Annotated in this window: 18 protein-coding genes and 1 tRNA gene; 9 read left to right on the plus strand and 10 right to left on the minus strand. The window is 68.5% G+C overall.

Translation table 11 applies throughout. The features are described from left to right. The first annotated feature begins 304 nt into the window (after nt 1–304). The 6 genes from F7R91_RS18340 to F7R91_RS18365 all read left to right on the plus strand — a co-directional run bounded on the left by F7R91_RS18340 (nt 305) and on the right by F7R91_RS18365 (nt 5,856). Nucleotides 305–1,453, plus strand: a complete 1,149-nt coding sequence (locus tag F7R91_RS18340) for a protein phosphatase 2C domain-containing protein (RefSeq protein ID WP_191971540.1) — start codon at nt 305–307, stop codon at nt 1,451–1,453. Next, on the plus strand, nt 1,450–2,550 hold the full coding sequence (locus tag F7R91_RS18345; RefSeq protein WP_150950101.1) for a serine/threonine-protein kinase: 1,101 nt from the start codon (nt 1,450–1,452) through the stop codon (nt 2,548–2,550). Before F7R91_RS18340 ends, F7R91_RS18345 begins: the two co-directional genes overlap by 4 nt. 66 nt (nt 2,551–2,616) lie before the next feature. Continuing rightward, nucleotides 2,617–3,345, plus strand: a complete 729-nt coding sequence (locus F7R91_RS18350) for a vWA domain-containing protein (RefSeq protein WP_150950103.1) — start codon at nt 2,617–2,619, stop codon at nt 3,343–3,345. A 46-nt stretch (nt 3,346–3,391) separates the two neighbouring features. After that, nucleotides 3,392–3,664, plus strand: a complete 273-nt coding sequence (locus F7R91_RS18355) for a hypothetical protein (protein ID WP_150950105.1) — start codon at nt 3,392–3,394, stop codon at nt 3,662–3,664. Nucleotides 3,665–3,716: 52 nt separating this feature from the next. Beyond that, a complete protein-coding gene (locus F7R91_RS18360) occupies nt 3,717–5,471 on the plus strand; it encodes a hypothetical protein (RefSeq protein ID WP_150950107.1) in 1,755 nt (584 codons plus the stop codon). Nucleotides 5,472–5,475: 4 nt separating this feature from the next. Then, nucleotides 5,476–5,856 carry a hypothetical protein gene (locus tag F7R91_RS18365; RefSeq protein ID WP_150950109.1) on the plus strand — a complete coding sequence of 127 codons (381 nt, stop codon included), beginning with the start codon at nt 5,476–5,478 and terminating at the stop codon, nt 5,854–5,856. Nucleotides 5,857–6,012: 156 nt separating this feature from the next. Here F7R91_RS18365 and F7R91_RS18370 read toward each other — a convergent pair whose 3' ends face one another. Then, nucleotides 6,013–7,821, minus strand: a complete 1,809-nt coding sequence (locus F7R91_RS18370) for a bifunctional metallophosphatase/5'-nucleotidase (RefSeq protein WP_150950111.1) — start codon at nt 7,819–7,821, stop codon at nt 6,013–6,015. A 149-nt stretch (nt 7,822–7,970) separates the two neighbouring features. Between F7R91_RS18370 and F7R91_RS18375 the strand changes: the two genes are divergently transcribed. Then, nucleotides 7,971–8,687: an SIMPL domain-containing protein gene (locus F7R91_RS18375; RefSeq protein WP_150950113.1), complete on the plus strand. Its 717-nt coding sequence runs from the start codon at nt 7,971–7,973 to the stop codon at nt 8,685–8,687. Nucleotides 8,688–8,833: 146 nt separating this feature from the next. Further along, a complete protein-coding gene (pyk, locus tag F7R91_RS18380; protein WP_150950115.1) occupies nt 8,834–10,270 on the plus strand; it encodes a pyruvate kinase in 1,437 nt (478 codons plus the stop codon). A gap of 10 nt (nt 10,271–10,280) precedes the next feature. Here pyk and F7R91_RS18385 read toward each other — a convergent pair whose 3' ends face one another. Together F7R91_RS18385 and F7R91_RS18390 are read right to left on the minus strand one after the other, a co-directional pair. After that, a complete protein-coding gene (locus F7R91_RS18385; protein ID WP_150950117.1) occupies nt 10,281–11,066 on the minus strand; it encodes a helix-turn-helix domain-containing protein in 786 nt (261 codons plus the stop codon). 81 nt (nt 11,067–11,147) lie between these two features. Continuing rightward, nucleotides 11,148–11,231, minus strand: a tRNA-Leu gene (locus F7R91_RS18390). Between the two features lie 102 nt (nt 11,232–11,333). Here F7R91_RS18390 and F7R91_RS18395 point away from each other — a divergent pair. Beyond that, nucleotides 11,334–11,990 (plus strand): ANTAR domain-containing response regulator, encoded by a 657-nt coding sequence (locus tag F7R91_RS18395; protein WP_150950119.1) that lies wholly within the window; start codon nt 11,334–11,336, stop codon nt 11,988–11,990. 106 nt (nt 11,991–12,096) lie between these two features. On the opposite strand, the gene F7R91_RS18400 is transcribed toward F7R91_RS18395, so the two are convergent. The 7 genes from F7R91_RS18400 to F7R91_RS18430 all read right to left on the minus strand — a co-directional run bounded on the left by F7R91_RS18400 (nt 12,097) and on the right by F7R91_RS18430 (nt 19,102). After that, nucleotides 12,097–12,813 (minus strand): ABC transporter ATP-binding protein, encoded by a 717-nt coding sequence (locus F7R91_RS18400; protein ID WP_150950121.1) that lies wholly within the window; start codon nt 12,811–12,813, stop codon nt 12,097–12,099. Then, complete coding sequence (locus F7R91_RS18405) at nt 12,810–13,676, minus strand: ABC transporter ATP-binding protein (RefSeq protein WP_150950123.1); 867 nt, start codon at nt 13,674–13,676, stop codon at nt 12,810–12,812. Before F7R91_RS18405 ends, F7R91_RS18400 begins: the two co-directional genes overlap by 4 nt. Nucleotides 13,677–13,682: 6 nt before the next feature. Then, nucleotides 13,683–15,506, minus strand: a complete 1,824-nt coding sequence (locus tag F7R91_RS18410; RefSeq protein ID WP_150950125.1) for a branched-chain amino acid ABC transporter permease — start codon at nt 15,504–15,506, stop codon at nt 13,683–13,685. Between the two features lie 5 nt (nt 15,507–15,511). Continuing rightward, on the minus strand, nt 15,512–16,444 hold the full coding sequence (locus tag F7R91_RS18415) for a branched-chain amino acid ABC transporter permease (protein WP_150950127.1): 933 nt from the start codon (nt 16,442–16,444) through the stop codon (nt 15,512–15,514). A 114-nt stretch (nt 16,445–16,558) separates the two neighbouring features. After that, on the minus strand, nt 16,559–17,788 hold the full coding sequence (locus F7R91_RS18420) for a branched-chain amino acid ABC transporter substrate-binding protein (protein WP_150950129.1): 1,230 nt from the start codon (nt 17,786–17,788) through the stop codon (nt 16,559–16,561). A 286-nt stretch (nt 17,789–18,074) separates the two neighbouring features. Continuing rightward, nucleotides 18,075–18,692, minus strand: coding sequence for a Tat pathway signal sequence domain protein (locus F7R91_RS18425; RefSeq protein ID WP_150950186.1), 618 nt, complete (start codon nt 18,690–18,692; stop codon nt 18,075–18,077). Next, nucleotides 18,689–19,102: a hypothetical protein gene (locus F7R91_RS18430; RefSeq protein WP_150950131.1), complete on the minus strand. Its 414-nt coding sequence runs from the start codon at nt 19,100–19,102 to the stop codon at nt 18,689–18,691. Before F7R91_RS18430 ends, F7R91_RS18425 begins: the two co-directional genes overlap by 4 nt. Between the last annotated feature and the right edge of the window lie 73 nt (nt 19,103–19,175).

The following is a 19,175-nucleotide window of genomic DNA, read 5'->3' on the forward strand; positions in this document are numbered from 1 at the left end:
ACGACCTTTTCTCGACGGAGATCGATCAAAAAAGAAGATTCATGAAGGAGATCGAAAAAAGGCGCCACCAGAATATGCCATACCCCTCACCCCTACCTGTGCGCCCTGATACGGTCGCCCCATGTCGCTGCAACGGGGGCGTCTTGTCTGGGCGATATTGCTTTTCGGGGGAATCCTTCTCCTGATCTATTTCCCGGCGGACCAGGGAATTTTTCGGCTGGCGATCGATCTACTGGCATTGATAGCCATGGGAATGCTGTGCCTGGCGGTGCGTACGCGGGCGCAGCAATCAGCAGGAGTTCCGGTGCCGTTATCGGCACCGGCCGCTCCGTACGGCGACGCGGGGGCGCCCGTACGGCAGGAACAGGCGGGGCGCCCTTGGCCGGCCGCTCCGCGCAACGGGGTGCCCGTGGTGGACGGGTGGCAACGCCCCGCTCCCACAGGCCCCGCTCCCCTGGGCCCGGCTCTCACGGGCCCGGCTCCCACGGGCCACGCAGCCCACTCCAGGGCCCCGGCGGCCGATGCGGTGCCGCGCTTCGGAGCGGGGTCGAAGGCCCAGCGTTTCCCCTGGCTGCTGCCGGTGCGGCCGGCCGCCTCCGGCGTCGCCGCCGACGAAGCACGGCTCGGCGACCTCGCCGTACGCGCCGCCTCGCTCGTCGGCCCGGGACACCGCTGCCAGGAACCGGCCACGGCCCGCCAGGACGCCTACCGCCTGGCCCGCGACGCCACCGGCGACCATCTGCTGCTGGCCGTGGCCGACGGCGTCTCCAGCAGTGCCCATGCCGAACTCGGCGCCACCGTGGCGGCCAGCACCGCCGTCAACCACCTCAGACGCCGGCTCGACGAGCCCCACGGAGCAGCCCGGCTGTCGGCCGCGGAACTCTTCGAGGAGACCGCGACCGCGATGCGCAGGGAGGCGGCCCGACGCGGCCTCGACCCCTCCGACGTGTGCGCGGTGCTGTTCACCGCGGTGATCCCCACCCGTCCGTCCACCCCGACCGGCGCGCGCACCATGTGGGCCGCCTGGCTCGGCGACGCCTCCCTGTGGCGGCTCGACCAGGACCGCTGGCGCTACGCCGCCGGCGACCGCAAGAGCACAAGCGGCGGCTACGACTCCAACGCCGTCCAGGACACCCTGCCCGCCGATCCGCACGCGGTCCGCGAGACCCTGCTCGACCTGCGTCCCGGCGACGTGGTGTCACTCGTCTCCGACGGCGTCGGCGACGGCCTCGCCACCATCGAGGAACTCAACGCCTACCTCGCGGACCGCTGGCGTACGCCGTTGCCCGTCGCCGCCTACCTCAGCGACGTCGGCTTCGACGCCGAACGGTTCCTGGACGACCGTACGTCCGTCACCGTCTGGGTCGACCCCGACGCCAGGTCCCGGCCGCCCGGCCGGGGCATCGCACCGGCCTCTGAGCGGTTCGGCGGCCCGGGCGGGTGGCCGGCGTGACCGCACACCCCTCGGCGCGGGCCCTGCCACCGGTGACCGAGCTGGCCGCGCTGGGTGCGCGCGGCGAACAGATCGCCACCAACAACGGCCAGAGCTCCGAGGTGACCCGCCTCACCGGCCACGGCCCCGGCCCCGACCTGCTGTTCAAGCGCTACAAGAAACCCCTGGACGACACCGACGCGCACCGCCTGGACCGGCTCGTCGCATTCGGCCGCTCCGACGCCGACGCCGGCCGCCCGGCCCGCGACCTGCTGCTCGGCCGCACCTCCTGGCCCGTGGCCCGCGTCACCGACCACACCGCCGCCACCGTCGGCTGCCTCATCCCCATGGCCCCGGACACCTACCGCTCACCCGGCGGCGGATTCCGGGAGATCGACACTCTGGCCCGCCCCGACCGGCGGATGGCCCGCAACGGCACCCCGCCGACACCCGAGCAGCGGATCACCGCCTGCCAGAGCCTCGTCGGCATCGCCGCCGCACTGGAGCAGCGCAGGCTCGTCTACTCCGACTGGAACTACGCCAACGCCTTCTGGAGCCCGGCCGGTTACTCCGTCTACCTCATCGACATGGACGGCTGCGCCGAGGGCACCGGCCCCGACATCCACCAGCCCGGCTGGGAGGACCCACTGGCCCGGCAGGGGACGCCCGCGGACCCGTACACCGACCGCTACCGGGTCGCGCTGCTGACCGCACGCTGCCTGACCGGCACCCGCACCCTTCCGGACGTGCTGCACACGCTCGACGACCCACCGCCCGGCGTCCCGCGCGACGTGGCCCAGCTGCTGCTCGACATGCTCTGGGCCCGCGACCGCGAGGCCAGACCCCGCAGTTCGGTACTGCTCGCCGCCCTGAACGACGGGCTCCTGGTCCGCTTCGCCGTCGCCCGCTCCCCGCTGCCCGCGCGACCCGCGGCACCCAAGAGCGACACGGCACAGCCGCTGCAGTCCGCCATCACCAGGCCCGCCCAGCCCATCAAGCCGCCCCTGCCCACGGTGCCGGCCGGGCAGCCCACGGACCGCTACGCCACGGTCTGGGCGCTCGTCGCCCTGTTCGCCGTCGTCGCGGTGATCGTGATCGCCGCGGTGCTCGCCGGCTGAAGCCGGACCTCGAAACGAACCGCGCATGGCGAACAGCGCTTTGCGCACAGCAAAAGAGGAATGCCCATGAACATCTACGACGACGCGGTACCCGGCCACGACGCCGCCGTCTACCAGCTCCGCCAGAAATGCCTGCCGACCTATCTCGTCATCGACGCGTCCAGTTCGATGCAGCCGCACCAGAACACGCTCAACCACACCCTCGCACAGCTGCACGCGACCATTTCCGAGAGCCCCCGGGTCTCAGAATTCGCGCACATGTCCCTGATCGCCTTTTCCACGGACGCACACCTGATCATCGAAATGACCGACCTCGACCGCATCCAGGCGATGCCCGAAGTCGTGTGCAACGGGCTCACCAACTACTCCGCGGCCTTCGACCTCGTACGCAACCGCATCGAAACCGACGTGGACGACCTGCGCAGCATGGGCATGGCCGTACTGCGCCCCGTGATGTTCCTCCTCACCGACGGCGCCCCCACCGACCAGGGCTGGCACGACGCGTTCCGCCGCCTCGTCAACCGGTCCTGGCCCCGCTACCCGCACGTCATCAGCTACGGCTTCGGCGCCGCCAACCCCGATGTGCTCGGCAAGGTCGCCACCAAGGCCGCCTTCCTCGCCGAAGCGGGCATCGACCAGGACCGCGCCCTCCTCGAAGCACTGGGCAGCCTCCTCAACTCCCTGGTCGCCTCCTCGAAAGCGGGGGAGATGCAGATCCCGCGCTCCGCCCCCGGCTTCACCGAGCAGCCGGTGAGCGAGGAGTACCTGACCGTCTCCGCGGAGTACATGGACTGACCGCCGTGCCCGCCGTCCCGCACCACCCCGACCCCGAGGAGCGACCGTGACCGCCCGCCATCACACCGCAAGGTCACCCAACCGGCTCCTGCTCACCGCGACCGTCCTGGTGGCCACTGCCGCCCTGCTGCGCCTGCTGTCCCCGGACGGCGAGGCCGACGCGGGACCCCGGCCCAAGAGCGGCTCACCCCACAGCAGCTCACCCAACCGCTGCTCTGCCCACGACCCGGCAACCGGTGTCTCGCCGCCCTTCCGGCAGCAGCCCACGGACCCCGTGCTGCCCCTCCCCGGGTACTGCGCGGACGCCGGCCGCCGATGACCCGCCACCACCCCACCGCACGCTCCCGCGTGCCGAGCGGAAACAGACGACCATGACCACTTCGACCCTGCACTGCCCGCGCTGCGGAGCCGCCAACGACCGCAACTACACCGCCTGCACCAGCTGCGGCGCCGTACGCGTCATCAACCCGCTGGACGGGGCGAGCCCGGCCGGCCCGCACACCAAGGCCGCACCGACACCGCCCCCCTTCACCCCACCACCCACCCTCACCACCCACCCGACCGTCACGGCTCACCCGACCGTCACCGCCCACCCCACCGTCCCCGCACCGGCCGCCGCCGCCGGCCTCCCGTCGCAGGCACCCGCCCCGGCACCCCGCTTCGCCCGCGACGTCACCCGCTATCTGTGCACCGCAGTCCACACCGACACGAGGTTCGCCCGCCAGGCAGTCGAACAGATCGTGGAAGAACCCCGCCGCGCCGTCGCCTCCTCACCCGGCGTCGACCTCGGCTGCGTGCTCCGCCACGCGCTCGCGGCCCGCCGCCGTCAGGTACGGCGCGACATCGTCCTCGCCGTGCTGCTCGTGGTCGTCCTGATCACCGTGCCGATCACCGTCGGCCTCACAGCCTTCCTGGGCTTCTTCGTGGCCTGGATCATCGTCGCCATCGAATCCCTCTCGGTGCACTACGGAGTCGTCGCCGGACAGCTCAAACGGGAGAACTTCGCCCCCGACCAGGCCCCCCAGCCGCTCAGCTCGCAGAATCGGCGGCGGATCGAGGCGATCGAGAGACGCGACCGCGGCAACGTCGTGGTCTTCTCCCAGTACGCCCCCTTCATCGGATACGGGCCGGCGACCAGCACCTGGTCGTTCGCGCTCGACACCTCCCGGCCCGAAGAGGGCAAGCAGGTCGTGCCCTTCACCGTCCACGAACTCAACGACCACCTCGCCGCCCGCGTCGGAGACCTGAAGCTGCCCGGCGTCCACGTCGAGAACCTCCTGCTCGTCAACGGCGAGGACCTGCTGTACGCAGTGGACGACCGGACACGGTCCGCGCTGCTGCCCGACACCGCAGGACCGCCCAAGGAGAGGGTCGCGCCGGACCTCCTGCGCGAACTGCGCGAGGACGGCAAAGGCCGCGCCCGCCCCTATCTGGCCGTCCGGGTCACAGGCTGGAGCGGAGAACTGGCCACCACCCTCTTCCTGCGCTGCGCGCTGCTGTCCGACCGCAAGATGCTCTTCATCGAGGGCAGCAGCTCCCTGCTCGCCCCGGTGCGCGAGCAGTACCGCATCGCGGACCAACTGCTCGGCACCCCCACCTTCCGCCAGTGGTGCACCCTGGTGGGACTCGCCGGCGTCCGCGCGCCGGCCCTGCTGCTCGGAGCGCCCCTCTCCGTGATCGCGGGCCTGTTCTCACCCCTCATCGAACACCGCAAACAGCGCCGCCAGGCACGGGAGATCCGCCACCGCTCGTTCAACTACGGAGCGTCCTTCAGCATCCGCGACGCGGCCGGCGACCAGCTCTACTACCGCTACTTCCAGCAACTGGACAGGGAGCTGTACGCCAAGACGGTCGAACACCGCGTACTGGACGCGCTGGTGGAGTTCATGGAGGACCACAACATCGACTCCGGCGAGCTGATCCAGCGGCAGACCACCATCAACAACACCGGCCTGTACGCGGGCGGAAACGTGACCCTCAACAGCTCCGCCGTAGGCATCGGCGGCAGCATCGCCGGAATCTTCCGCCGCACCCCGCAGCCACCACGCGGCGCGCCCGTGACACCGGGAGCCGGCGGACCTCCCGCCACCAACCCGCTCGTACGACCCAGGAACCGAGGAAGGTGACGCCATGCCGGCACACGACGGCGGAAGCAACAGCGGCATCAGCGCGGGCGGAGACGTCCGCATCGACGCCAGCACGGTCGCCCTCAACCACTCCACCGCGATCACCGAAGCCCCGGCCGAGACCGACCGCGAGGCCGCCATCGCCGAACTGCGCACCGCGGTCCGCCTGCTGACCGAGCAACTGCGCAGCAGCCAGGACCGGTACGAGGACGGCGCGGAACTCGTCGAGGCCGCCGAACACGTCGAGGCGGAGCTCACCCGAGAGGAGCCCCGCCGCAACGCCCTGCTGCGCTGGCTGGGATTCATCGCCCCCGGCGTCCAGACCACGGCCGCGGTCGCCGCCGACGTGGCCGCCATCCAGAGCAGCGTGACCAGCCTGCTGTGACACCCCGACGAGCCAGTGCCCCTCCAGGCACTAAGCGCTCCGCTGGAAGTGCCGCGATGCGTCGTCGGCCGTCTGCGGCGCCATCGTGGCCGGTCGCGCAGTTCTCCGCGCCCCTTCAGGGCGCTGCCGAACCGTAGCGGACTCAGCCCGACCTGCTTAGAAAACGGGCGTGCCGTTCCGCGTGAGCTTCCAGTCCACCGACGCGAAGTCCGCCGGGTTCAGGACACCCTTCGCGGTCACCCACTCCGCGATCCGCGTCCGGATCTCCGTCGACTCCGACCACAGCTCGGTGGCGGAAGCCACGTGCGGGAACGCACCCCCGCCATTGGCCCGGTAGTTGTTCACCGCCAGCACGAACTTCTGCGCGTCGTCCAGCGCCGCACCGTTGTACAACAGGTTCTTGATCCGCGAACCCGCCGCCTGCGCGACGTCGATGTCGTACGACAGCCCCGACACATAGTCGTAGTTGTAGTCCGGACGGCCGTTCGCGTTCGTCAGCTTGTCCACCTCGACCGGCGCACCGGCCGCCGTCTGCACGAAGTACTCCGCCGAGTACTCCAAGTACGCCCGGATCTGCGCACCCGTCATCAGCTTCGCGACCAGCGTGTTGTCGTACACATACAGACTCGACAGATCCCGGATCGTCACATCCCCGGCCGGGATCTCGGACGTCCGCGAGAACGGCGACGCCTGCGCCATCACCGGCACCGAGGCGTACTCCGTGCCCGCCAGCGCCGCCTTGACCACATCCTCCTGAACCTTGGTGATCAGGTCGATGATCGGGGCGTCCTTGTAACGGGCCTCCACCGTCGTCAGCGTCTCCGTCGCCGTGCCGACGACCTGGTTGACGTACTCCACGACGATGTCGTGGTCGGCCTTCAGCAACTTGGTGATCTTCGGGTCGTCCGCGACGGCGTTGGAGTTGAGCACCTCGGACGAGACGGACTCGACGGCCCATCTGCCCCTGGCGAAGACCAGCTCGATGTCGAAGAGGGACAGCCGCTCCGCATAGGCCAGCGGCTCGGACAGCACCACCGTCCGGCCCGTCCTGTCGTTGGTGACCTTCAGCTCCGGGATCTCCACATGCGCGTGCCCGACGAGGATCGCGTCGATGTCCGGCACCTGCCGGGCCACATTGGCGGCCGCGTTCTCCACATACGGCAGCTGGTCACCGTACGAGGAAGTGCCGGAGGAACCGGAGTGAGCCGAGACGACCACGACATCCGCGCCCATCGACTTCAGCTTCGGCACCCACTTCGCCGCCTGCTCCTCCAGACCCGGGAACACCAGCCTGCCCTGGACATACGCCTTGTCCCAGATCGCGATACCCGGGTTCGTCAGCCCCAGCACGGCGACCCTCACCGGCGGCGCGCCCGGCACCCGGAACGTCTTGATGAAGTACGGCGGGAAGGCCGGCTTCAGCGTCTTCGCGTCCACCGCGTTCGCACCCAGCAGCGGAAAGCGGCACTGCTCCTCGAACTTCCGCAGTGTCTCGATCCCGTAGTTGAACTCGTGGTTCCCGAGCGCCACCGCGTCATAGCCGATCGCGTTCATCGCCTGCGCCATCGGGTGCACCGGACCGCCCGGGGCGGTGATCGGGTCCACCTTCGCGTAGTAGTACGTCAGCGGAGTGCCCTGGATCGTGTCACCCGCGTCCAGCAGCAGCGTGTTGCAGCGGCCCTTCTCCTCGCGGACCTGGTTCACCAGCGTCGAGATACGCGCCAGACCCTGCGCGTTGCCCGCCTTGTCGGTGTACTCCGCGTCCTTGAAGTAGTCCCAGTTGAAGATGTGGCCGTGCAGGTCCGTCGTGCCCATCACCGTCAGGGAGTACCGCTTCGCCGGCCTCGCGGGCCTGCTGTCCGCCTCCGCCGCCTCGGCCGCCGGAGCCGCCGCGGCACCGGCCAGCGCCACCCCCGCTCCGGTCACTGCGGACTTCTTCAGGAACTTCCGACGGTTCAACGGCATGTCAGGTTCTCCTCGGCGAGTGATTGATGACGCGCGTAGATTCTGACCTGGTCATGACCGACGGCAACAGGTCCAGGAGGTTTCGATCCGGTGACCGAACCCATGAACCACGAGGCCCCCACCAGGTAAGACATGACAGAGTGGGACGTATGGACCCCGCTTCCCCGCAAGACCCCCGACCCGCCCTCCCCTACGGCACCGCCGACGCACCCCGCGTCGCCGTCCGCGGCGAAGCACACCTCGAAGTCGACCCCGAGATCGCCCGCATCGGCATCACCGTCGCCTCCCGCGGCAAGGACCGCCGCAGCGCACTCGACGACCTCACCCGCCGCAACGCCGCCGCCCTCGACCTCATCAAGTCCTACGGCGACGCCGTCGAACGCCTCGAAACCGGCGCCTTCTCCATCACCCCCGAACTCAAGGAACGAGGCCGCGGCGAACGCATCCACGCCCACCACGGCCGCGTCCACATCACCGCCGAACTCACCGACTTCACCGCCCTCGGCGAACTCACCACCCGCCTCGCCGACTTGGAACTCACCCGCGTGGACGGCCCCTGGTGGACCCTGCGCCCCGACTCACCCGCCCACCGCGAAGCCCGCCGGCAAGCCGTAAAGGAAGCCGTCCAGCGCGCCCGGGAATACGCCGACGCACTCGGCACCACACTCGCAGCCCTCGTGGAACTCGCCGACATCGGAGCCGAAGCCCCCCAGCCCTACCCGCAGACCGCCGGCGCCCGAATGCGCTCCATGGCCTACGCCGCGGAGGCCGAGGACACCGCGGCGCCCCTCGACCTCGAACCCCAACGCCAGCACGTCCACGCCCAGGTCAACGCCCGCTTTACCATGACGCCGCCGCGGCTGTAGCAGAAGGGGCTCCCGACCGACCCCCATTGCTCATCGGAGCACCCGGCCGCACAATTCAACCCTTGTCAATAGCACTTCACCCAAAGGTTGTTGAGTAGTCACGCCCGGCCAATTACCTACCAGCCGGTAAGTCATAGGCTCGAACCATGCGCCGAGCAAAGATCGTCTGTACCCTGGGCCCCGCCACCGACTCGTACGACCAGATCAAAGCGCTGGTCGACGCCGGAATGGACGTAGCCCGATTCAACCTCAGCCACGGCACCCACGCCGAGCACGAAATGCGCTACGACCACGTACGAAAGGCCTCCGACGAGACCGGCCGCAGCGTCGGAATGCTCGCCGACCTTCAAGGCCCGAAGATCCGCCTCGGCCGGTTCACCGAAGGCCCCGTACTCCTTGAACGCGGCGACACCTTCACCATCACCGTGGAAGAAAACGCCGAGGGAGACCGCCAAAGCTGCGGAACCACCTACACCGGCCTCGCCACCGACGTCACCCCCGGCGAACGCATCCTCGTCGACGACGGCAAGGTGTGCCTGGAGGTCACCGCCGTCGACGGCCCCCGCGTCCACACCACCGTCGTCGAAGGCGGCATGGTCTCCGACCACAAGGGCCTCAACCTGCCCGGAGTCGCCGTCTCCGTCCCCGCCCTCTCCGACAAGGACGAAGCGGACCTGCGATGGGCCCTGCGCGCCGGCTTCGACGTGATCGCGCTGTCCTTCGTCCGCAGCGGCCGCGACATCAAGGACGTCCACCGCATCATGGACGAGGAAGGCCGCCGCCTGCCCGTCATCGCCAAAGTGGAAAAGCCCCAGGCGGTCGACGCCATCGACGACATCGTCGCCGCCTTCGACGGCATCATGGTCGCCCGCGGCGACCTGGGCGTGGAAATGCCGCTGGAGCAGGTGCCCATCGTCCAGAAGCGTGCGATCAAACTCGCCAGGCGCAACGCCAAACCCGTCATCGTCGCCACACAGATGCTCGACTCCATGATCGACAACTCGCGTCCGACACGGGCGGAAGCCTCCGACGTCGCCAACGCGGTGATCGACGGCACCGACGCGGTGATGCTCTCCGGCGAGACCAGCGTCGGCAAATACGCCATCGAAACCGTCCGCACCATGGCGAAGATCGTCGAAGCCGCCGAGGAAGACATCCTCGCGAAGGGCCTCCCACCACTGACCGAAAGCAACAAGCCCCGCACCCAGGGCGGAGCGGTCGCCCGTGCGGCGGCCGAGATGGGCGACTTCCTCGGGGCGCGATTCCTCGTCGCCTTCACCCAGTCCGGCGACACCGCCCGCCGCCTGTCCCGCTACCGCTCCCCGATCCCCGTACTCGCCTTCACCCCCGAACAGGCCACGCGCTCCCAGCTGAGCCTGACATGGGGAGTGGAGACGTTCCTCGGCCCGAGCGTCGCATCGACGGACGCGATGGTCGACCAGGTCGACGAAGCGCTGCTCAAGTACGGCCGCTGCGAAAAGGGCGACGTCGTCATCATCACGGCCGGCTCCCCACCCGGCGTCCCCGGCTCGACCAACCTCGTCCGGGTACACCACATCGGCGAGGACGACAGCCCCAAGTAGGCGGTGGGGGTCAGTGTTTGGGGCCCACGTGGGCGTCGAGGAGAGCGACGGAGGCTTTCCGGGCGACGGAGATGTTGTACGGGTTGCCGTTCCGGGTGCAGTGCGTCCACTTGATGCCGAGCTTGTCGAGGGTGTCGGTGTAGAGCTGCCGGATGTCGTCCGACTTGTTGGTGAAGAAGTACCGGGGGTACTCGTAGCGCTTGCGCTCACCGCCGATGAGGCGGGTGGTCCAGTTGGTGATACGGCAGCCGTCGGAGTGGATGAGCCCGCGGATGAAGTCCCAGGGGTGGGCGTCGACGATCTCCTGCTGCCAGGGTTCGAGGGCGATGGTGCGCTCGTGCTTCATGCCGGGGCCGTGCTGGGGGAACAGGCACCACAAGTGCATGGAGTAGATCTTCACCTCCCAGCAGCCCTTTCGTCGGACCTTGCAGACCGAGTTGCCTGGGAACACGGAGCGCATGGCTCTCTCGCACTCGTCCATGAGTCCGGGGTGCGCCTCGGCGCAGGCGATGGACAGACTGGGTGACCGCATGGCGCGGTTCTTGATGATGTGACCGTCGCCGAGGTAGAGACCGAGCAGATAGGCGTAGGCGGGCGAGTCCAGCGTGCCGTCGCATCGTGGGCAGGGTGGTGGCGTGCGGCCGGGGCACTCGCCCCGTTTCGCTCGGTCCATGTGCTTCCAGTAGCTGACCGTTCCCAGCGGGACGTTCAGCTTCCGGGCGACGTCCGCGTTCCGCGTGCCGTTGCGCAGCAGCGTGACGGCCTTCTGTCGTACTTCAGTGCCGTGAAAATTCATGCGACCACTCTGCGTTACTGATCGTGACCACACGCAGCAAAAGACGGATGTTCACGAGAACGTGAACATCCGCTTCTGAAGTGCCCGGTGTGGGATTCGAACCCACATGCCCTAAGGCACGGTGGTTTGAGCACCGCGAGTCTGACCAGATTCCTCCAACCGGGCAGGCCGTGGAACTGCTGGGAAGTGTACCGGGTGACCGCGTGATGCTGCAGCTAGGTAGGCTCTAGGGCAGCAGCACTGCCCGGCCCGCAACAAGGAGCCCCCGTGACCGCCCCCGAGTCGCCCCAGCCCGTAGACGCGCCCGACGACGACAAGTCGCACGTGCCTCCGCTGACGACCCGCGTCGTCATCGCCGAGGACGAGGCCCTGATCCGGCTCGACCTCAAAGAGATGCTGGAGGAGGAGGGCTACACGGTCGTGGGCGAGGCCGGTGACGGTGAGCAGGCCATCGAGCTGGCCCGCGAGCACCGGCCGGACCTGGTGATTCTCGATGTGAAGATGCCCAAGCTGGACGGCATCTCCGCCGCGGAGAAGATCGCCGAGGAGCGTATCGCCCCCGTCCTGATGCTGACGGCCTTCTCTCAGCGTGACCTGGTCGAGCGGGCTCGGGACGCCGGTGCGATGGCGTATCTCGTGAAGCCGTTCAGCAAGAGTGATGTGGTTCCGGCGATCGAGATGGCCGTGTCCCGGTTCACGGAGCTGAAGGAGCTGGAGAACGAGGTCGCCGATCTCACCCAGCGTCTGGAGACCCGCAAGCTGGTGGACCGTGCGAAGTCGATCCTGCAGACGGAGTACGGCCTGACGGAGCCGGCCGCGTTCCGGTGGATCCAGAAGACGTCGATGGACCGTCGGCTGTCGATGCAGCAGGTCGCCGAGGCGGTCATTCAGGACGCCGATGAGAAGAAGGCGTCCAAGGGCTGACATCTCAGCTCCACAGCCCCACAGCCCCACCCGATCATCACGTACGAGCGAGGCCCGCGCCCCGGGACAGGGGGCGCGGGCCTCGTCGTACTGCGAAGGGTGTCGCTCAGTCCTCGCCGAGGTACGCCTTGCGTACGGACTCGTCGTGCAGCAGGTCCTGCCCGCTGCCGGAGAGGACGATGTTGCCGACCTCCATGACGTGTCCGTGGTCGGCGAGCGAGAGGGCCGCCTGGGCGTTCTGCTCGACGAGGAGGATGGTCACGCCCTGGGACTTGAGCTCGACGATGGTCGCCATGATCTTCTGCATCATGATCGGCGAGAGGCCCATGGAGGGTTCGTCGAGCATGAGCAGTTTGGGCTGGGACATGAGTGCGCGTCCCATGGCGAGCATCTGCTGCTCTCCGCCGGAGAGGGTGCCTGCGGCCTGCTTGCGGCGCTCTCCCAGGATCGGGAAGAGGTCGTAGGCGCGCTGGATGTCCTTGGCGATGCCTGCGCTGTCGCTGCGGAGGAAGGCGCCGAGGCGGAGGTTGTCCTCGATCGTCATGCGCGGGAAGATGTGCCGCCCCTCGGGGGAGTGGGCGAGGCCGAGCGAGACGATCTGGTGGGCGGGGTACTTCTTCAGCGATTTGCCGTTGAACTTGATCTGGCCGCCGACGGGCTTGAGCAGGCCGGAGAGGGTGCGCAGGGTGGTGGTCTTGCCGGCGCCGTTGGTGCCGATGAGGGTGACGACTTCGCCGGCTTCGACCTTGAAGGAGATGCCCTTGACGGCTTCGATCTTGCCGTAGGCGACGCGGAGGTCCTCGACCTCGAGGAGTGCGGTCATCGGTCGTTCTCCTTGCCGGGCGCGGCCTCGGCGGCTTCTACTTCGGCGACTTCTTCGCCGCCGGGTTCGTTTGCGAAGGGTTCGCCGAGGTAGGCGGCGATGACTCGCTCGTCGCCCTGGACGGTCGCGCTGTCGCCCTCGACGAGCTTTTCGCCCTGGACGAGGACGGAGACGCGGTCGCAGAGGTTGAAGATGAACCGCATGTCGTGCTCGATGACGAGGACGGCGATGCCCTTGTCGCGGATGGCGAAGACGAGTTCCTCGGTGGCCCGTGTCTCCTGCGGGTTCATGCCGGCGGTGGGCTCGTCGAGGAGCAGCAGGCCGGGTTCGCTGGCGAGGGCGCGTGCGATTTCGAGCTTGCGCTGCTCGCCGTAGGGGAGGTTGCGGGCGAGGTGGTCGGCCTTCTTGTCGAGGCCCACGAACTGGAGGAGTTCCATGGCGCGTTCGCGGGAGGCGCCTTCGGCTCTGTGGAAGCTGGGGAGGCGCAGGACGGCCGACCAGAAGCCTTCCTTGGTGCGGGTGTGGTGGCCGACGAGGACGTTTTCCAGGACCGTCATGTTGGCGAACAGGCGGATGTTCTGGAAGGTGCGTGCGATGCCGGCGGCGGTGACCTTGAAGGACTTGGGCGGCAGGATGTTGCCCTTGTAGCGGACTTCGCCCTCGGTGGGGATGTACAGGCCGGTGAGGCAGTTGAAGAAGGTTGTCTTGCCGGCGCCGTTGGGGCCGATGAGGCCGACGATTTCGCCGGCGTTCACGGTGAAGTCCACGTTGCGTACGGCGGTGAGGCCGCCGAAGCGCATGGTCACGCCGCGGGCGTCGAGGATGGCCTGGCCGGTGCTCGTGGTGATGGTGTCTGTCGTCATGGTGGGTCAGGCCCCCGTCTTGGTGAGCACTGTGGGCGGTTCCGCGTCTTCGTGGAACTCGAGCTGGCGGCGCCGGTTGGGGATCAGACCCTCCGGGCGGAAGCGCATCAGCAGGATGAGCGCGACGCCGAAGGCGAGGAGCTGGTAGTCGCCGAGGAACTGGAGCTTGTTGGGGATCAGGAACAGCAGGGCCGCGCCGACGAGCGGGCCGCTGATGGTGCCCATGCCGCCGAGGACGACCGCGGCGAGGAGGAAGGCGGAGTTGGGCGGGATCACTCCGGCGAAGAGGTACTGCTCCGGTGTCACGGTGTAGGTGACGTGGGCCTGGACCGTGCCGGCGAGTCCGGCGAGGGAGGCGCCGACGGCGAATGCGATGAGCTTGACGCGGAAGCCGTTGATGCCCATGGCGAGGGCGGCGGTCTCGTCCTCGCGGATGGCGACCCAGGCGCGGCCGATGCGGGAGTCGCTGCTGCGCCGGAAGACCGTGACGACGACGGCGGTGACGATCAGCATCAGGAAGAAGTAGTTCGCGAAGCGGCCGATGGTGAAGCCGCCGAAGGTGTGCACGGCTCCGAAGTCGAACCCGAGGATGTTGAGGTTCGGGATGGAGGAGATGCCGTTGGAGCCGTTGGTGAGGTCGGGGCCGGAGGTGCCGTCGAGGTTGTTGGCGGTGATCCGGAAGATCTCACCGAAGCCGAGGGTCACGATGGCCAGGTAGTCGCCGCGCAGCCGCAGGGTCGGGGCGCCGATGAGGACGCCGAAGACGAGGGAGGCGCCGGCGCCGACGAGGACGGCGGCCCAGAAGGGGAAGTGCACGTCGAACGGGGAGCTGGGGGAGCCGGAGACCAGGGCGGCGGCGTAGGCGCCGACGCCGAGGAAGGCGACGTAACCGAGGTCGAGGAGGCCGGCGAGGCCGACGACGATGTTCAGGCCGAGGGCGACGGTGGCGAAGATCAGGATGTAGACGCCGATCGTCGCGTACTGGTCGTCGGTCTGGGTGAAGGGGAACAGTGCCGCCGCGGTGAATGCGCCGCAGATGGTGATGTTCTGGTGCCGTGCGGTGATCTGGGAGGCCTGGGCGATGAGGCCGGCCTTGCTGAGGGCGGCGAAGCCGAGGCCGGCCGTGATCAGGAAGCCGATGAACAGTTCGTCGTACTCGGTGCCGATGCCGTAGGTGAAGACGGTCAGGCCGAGGGCCATGATGGCGACGATGATGAGGATCTCGACGTACGAGGGGAGCTTGCCGACGCGGCGGGGGGTGCCGGTGGCGAAGGCTGCCTTGAAGGTCGTCCACTTGTAGCCGGCCTTGTGCTTGAACAGCTCCCAGCCGGTGTCGTCGGGGTCGTACGGGTCGGGCTCGGGCCGTTCGAAGGGCAGCGCGAAGGCGCCGAGGAGGGCGGCCAGGCTGCCGATGGCGGCGAGGTAGCCGCCGGGCTCGAGGTTGACTACGCCGCCGAGGTCGAAGCTGATCGCGAGGACCGTGTACCAGGCGGTGGCGAAGGTGGCGATGGTGGCGAGCTTGATGGCTGCGTCGGGGCCGGCGGGCACGAGCCAGCCGAGGCCCTTCACGCCGTAGGCGGCCAGGCAGAAGAGGGTGGACAGGATGCCGCCGATGAGTACGAGGACCTGCAGGCCGCCCGGGTAGCCGTAGACGGTGAGGTCGCCGGGGAAGGCGGAGGTCCAGGTCCAGGCCATGAACGTGGAGATGATGGTGAGGACGCTGCCGCCGAGGGCGAGCGCGAGGCCGGCCTTCGGGGGGATGCCGATCAGGCCGGCGTGCTTGCCGGAGGTGGCGGTGGCGGTGTCGGTTGCGGTGGTCTGTGTGGTCATCGGTGTCACGCCCTGTCCGCGACGCGCTCGCCGAGCAGACCCTGTGGCCTGAACAGCAGTACGAGGATGAGGAGTACGAAGGCCCAGACGTCGGCCCAGGACTGGCTGCCGAACTGGTCCATGCCGGGGATGTCGGCGATGTAGGCGGTGGCCAGGGTCTCGGCGACACCGAGGACCAGGCCGCCGATCATGGCTCCGTAGATGTTGCCGATGCCGCCGAGGACGGCTGCGGTGAAGGCCTTCAGACCGAGGATGAAGCCCATGCGGAAGTCGATCTGGCCGTACTTCAGGCCGTACGCGACGCCGCCGATGGCGGCGAAGATCGCGCCGAGGGCGAAGGCGACCACGATGATGCGGTCGGTGTTGATGCCCATGAGCTTCGCGGTGTCCGGGTCCTGCGCGGTGGCCTGCATGCCGCGGCCGGTGCGGGTCTTCATGACGAAGTAGGCGAGGACGCCCATGCTGATGGGGGCGACGACCAGCAGGAAGATGTCACCGGTCTGGATGGTGACGTCGCCGATGTGGAAGGGGCCGCCCGGGATCTCGGGGAAGGTGAGAGCGGACTTGGCATGGGGGTACCAGGCCCATACCGCCTGCTGCAGCGCGAGGGACAGACCGATGGCGGTGATGAGGGGGGCGAGGCGTGGGGCGTTGCGGAGGGGGCGGTAGGCGAATCGTTCCGCTCCCACGGCGATGGTGGTGGAGACCAGGGCGGCGCCGATGAGCATCAGCGGCAGGGCGATCCACATGGACGTGCCATTGGGCAGGATGTACAGGTAGACCGTCAGAGCGCCGAACGCTCCGGTCATGAAGATCTCGCCGTGGGCGAAGTTGATGAGCTGGACGATGCCATAGACCATGGTGTAGCCGATGGCGACCAGGCCGTACATGGATCCTAGGAGCAGGCCGTTGACCAGCTGCTGCGGCAGTTCGTTCACCGCATGTCCTCCGAGACGGTTTCGGATGTTTCGACGGGTGGGGCCGGATGCGAGTCCGCGCGGGGCGCCAGTGGAACAGCGCCCCGCGCGGCTCAGGAGTGGTGCGGGTGTGGGTCAGCCGGTGTACGTACCGGACTTGACCGCCTTCCAGTCGCCGTTCTCGACGGCGTAGACGGTGAGCTGCTTGTTGGTGGCGTCACCGTACTCGTCGAAGGAGACCTTGCCGGTCACACCGTCGAACGAGACACCCTGCATCGCGGCCGCGACCTGGGCGCGAGCGTCGTCCGGGAGCTTGCCGTCGTTGTCCTCGACGACCTTCTTCACGGCCTCGATGATCGCCCAGGTGGAGTCGTAGGAGTAGCCGCCGTACGCCTCGTAGGCCTCCTTGTAGCCGGCGTTCTTGTAGTTGGCCACGAACTCCTTGGCGGAGGCGAGCTCCTCGACCGGGGCACCGACCGAGGTGGCCAGGTCACCGCCACCGCTGGCGCCGGCCAGCTTGATGAAGTCGGCGCTGTAGATGCCGTCACCGCCGACCAGCGGGACCTTGGCTCCGGCGGCCTTGATCTGCTTGCTGAGCGGGCCGGCCTGCGGGTACTCGCCGCCGTAGTAGACGACGTCCGCGCCGGAGTTCTTCACCTTGGTGGCGACCGCGGAGAAGTCCTTGGTGTCGGGGTTGATGTGCTCGGTGCCGACGACCGTGCCGCCGAGCTTCTTGAACTCGTCGGTGAAGGTGGCGGCCAGGCCGGCGCCGTAGGTCTTCTTGTCGTCGATGACGAAGACCTTCTTCTTCTTGGAGTCGTTGTACACGTACTGCGCGGCGAACGGGCCCTGGATGGCGTCCGTGGTCGAGGTGCGGAAGTACGACTTGTACGGGCGAGCCTTGGACGTCTGCCAGTCGGTGCCCTGGGTCAGCGCCGGGTTGGTGTTGGCCGGGGAGACCTCGACCAGCTTGGCGTCGTCGAAGACCTTCTGCATGGACTCGGCGACCGAGGAGTTCAGCGGGCCGACGACGCCGAGGACGTTCTTGTCGGCGACGAACTTGGTGGCGTTCTGCTGGCCCGAGGACGGCTGGGCCTGGTCGTCGAGCGCCTCGACCTTGAAGGTGACGCCGTCGACGACCTTCTCCTTGTTGGCCGTCTTGGCGGCGAGGTCGGCGGAGTTCTTGATGCCGAGACCCAGCGCGGAGAGGTCACCGGTCAGCGGAGCGTCGACGCCGATGGTGACGGTGGTGCCGCCGCTACCGGAGTCCGAGCCGCCGTCCTCGTCGCGCGAGCCGCAGGCGGTGAGGGTGAGCGCTCCCGCCGCCAGAGCGGCGGTGATGGCGATGAGTGAGCGTTGACGCACGATCAGTCCTTTCCCTGGCGACCCTTCCCCCTGGAAGAGGCCGAGTCTGCGCACTGGGCCGAAGTGACATTTCGGTGGCGCGGTGACTGGGCGTGACTCTAAGCGTGTGTGGGGAACATGGAGGAGGGTCTGACGGAGGCTGTGACGCTCTTGTTATGACACGTCGTAATGCAGAGCGGTGCTCGGTGGGCGGAACAGCGGAATTCAGACCGATTCGCCCTGTCCGAATAGTGAGAACTCCCAGGACCCAACCTGGGCGGATCAGGTGTGTCAGGTGTTTTGCTAATTACCCCGTGTCGTTGCTGCAGGCGACTTGTAGGGCTTCTGACAGGTCCTGTGCATAGCGCGCGCCGAGGATGTAACTCTGCACTTGTATTGCGCGACTATTACGCAGGGTTACGTCAAGGAAAGGGAGCCCCGCACTCTTCGGTGTTTTCCCGCAATCCGTCACGCGCATCGTGACAACGATCTTGCGGCTGGAGCCCGCCTTCGTGGGGAACGGGGCCTGCGGCGCCGACGTCACGGACACCCCGGCGTAGGGCTGGGCAATCCGTGTCACGGTGACCGGCGGGCCGGACGCCACGCTCAGTACCACCGCGAAGCTGAAGGTCCTCGGCCGCACTCCCATGGGCGTGGCCACCTGTTCCAGATAGGTCACGTCGACCACCTGAGCGGGGTAGGGCGCGGCGGGCGGCGGCGGCTCCTGCGGGCGGGTCGCGTAGAGGTAGCCGCCGCCGGCCAGCAGGACGGCCGCTGTCGCGGTCGTGAGGGCCGCGCGCCGGTGCAGGGAGTACCAGAGGGCGAGACGCTCGCGCGAGCGCCGTGGCGGGGGAGGGGCGCCCGGCTCGTCGGTGTCCCACGCGCGCGTGCCCTCGCCCGGCTCGACCGGGCCCACTCCGCTCACTGCCACGGCCCAGCGGTCGGAGCGCCGGTGCGGTACAGCTCCGCGCAGCCCTCACGGACCCGGCGGTCGATCAGCTCGTCCGCCGCCGCGGCTCCCCGGCGCTTCTTCTCGGCCCGTGCGGCGTCGACGACGTCCCGCAGGATCTCGTACTGCCCGTTGGACAGGCCCATCGACTGGTAGTCCCCGTAGGTGTTCTGGTCCAGCACCTCGCGTGACCAGTGGACGACGATCCGCGTGCACAGGTCCTGCGGGGGTGTGGCCGACGCGGAGGCGGAGGCGGTGGTCCCGGTGGTGGAGGCGCCCGTCGTGCCGGACTCCCCGCATCCGGCGACCAAGGTGCCCGTCACGAGCATCAGCACGAGCCCGAATCCGAGCACGGCCCCCGGCCGGGGGGCGCTTCCCGTTTCCATGACCACGACGCTAGGGCCTGCGCGGCTGATCGGGCCAGAGGCGGCACGCGTCGGCACGGGTCACAGCGGGTTG

It is taken from the genome of Streptomyces luteolifulvus (genome assembly GCF_008806595.1).
Taxonomy (GTDB): Bacteria; Actinomycetota; Actinomycetes; order Streptomycetales; family Streptomycetaceae; genus Streptomyces; species Streptomyces luteolifulvus.

What these genes read in the sequence shown, in the direction of transcription:
- F7R91_RS18410 (WP_150950125.1), bottom strand. Translation starts at nt 15,506, where the DNA reads ATGACCACACAGACCACCGCAACCGACACCGCCACCGCCACCTCCGGC.
- F7R91_RS18350 (WP_150950103.1), top strand. Translation starts at nt 2,617, where the DNA reads ATGAACATCTACGACGACGCGGTACCCGGCCACGACGCCGCCGTCTAC.
- F7R91_RS18405 (WP_150950123.1), bottom strand. Translation starts at nt 13,676, where the DNA reads ATGACGACAGACACCATCACCACGAGCACCGGCCAGGCCATCCTCGAC.
- F7R91_RS18365 (WP_150950109.1), top strand. Translation starts at nt 5,476, where the DNA reads ATGCCGGCACACGACGGCGGAAGCAACAGCGGCATCAGCGCGGGCGGA.
- pyk (WP_150950115.1), top strand. Translation starts at nt 8,834, where the DNA reads ATGCGCCGAGCAAAGATCGTCTGTACCCTGGGCCCCGCCACCGACTCG.
- F7R91_RS18430 (WP_150950131.1), bottom strand. Translation starts at nt 19,102, where the DNA reads ATGGAAACGGGAAGCGCCCCCCGGCCGGGGGCCGTGCTCGGATTCGGG.
- F7R91_RS18385 (WP_150950117.1), bottom strand. Translation starts at nt 11,066, where the DNA reads ATGAATTTTCACGGCACTGAAGTACGACAGAAGGCCGTCACGCTGCTG.
- F7R91_RS18400 (WP_150950121.1), bottom strand. Translation starts at nt 12,813, where the DNA reads ATGACCGCACTCCTCGAGGTCGAGGACCTCCGCGTCGCCTACGGCAAG.
- F7R91_RS18375 (WP_150950113.1), top strand. Translation starts at nt 7,971, where the DNA reads ATGGACCCCGCTTCCCCGCAAGACCCCCGACCCGCCCTCCCCTACGGC.
- F7R91_RS18360 (WP_150950107.1), top strand. Translation starts at nt 3,717, where the DNA reads ATGACCACTTCGACCCTGCACTGCCCGCGCTGCGGAGCCGCCAACGAC.
- F7R91_RS18370 (WP_150950111.1), bottom strand. Translation starts at nt 7,821, where the DNA reads ATGCCGTTGAACCGTCGGAAGTTCCTGAAGAAGTCCGCAGTGACCGGA.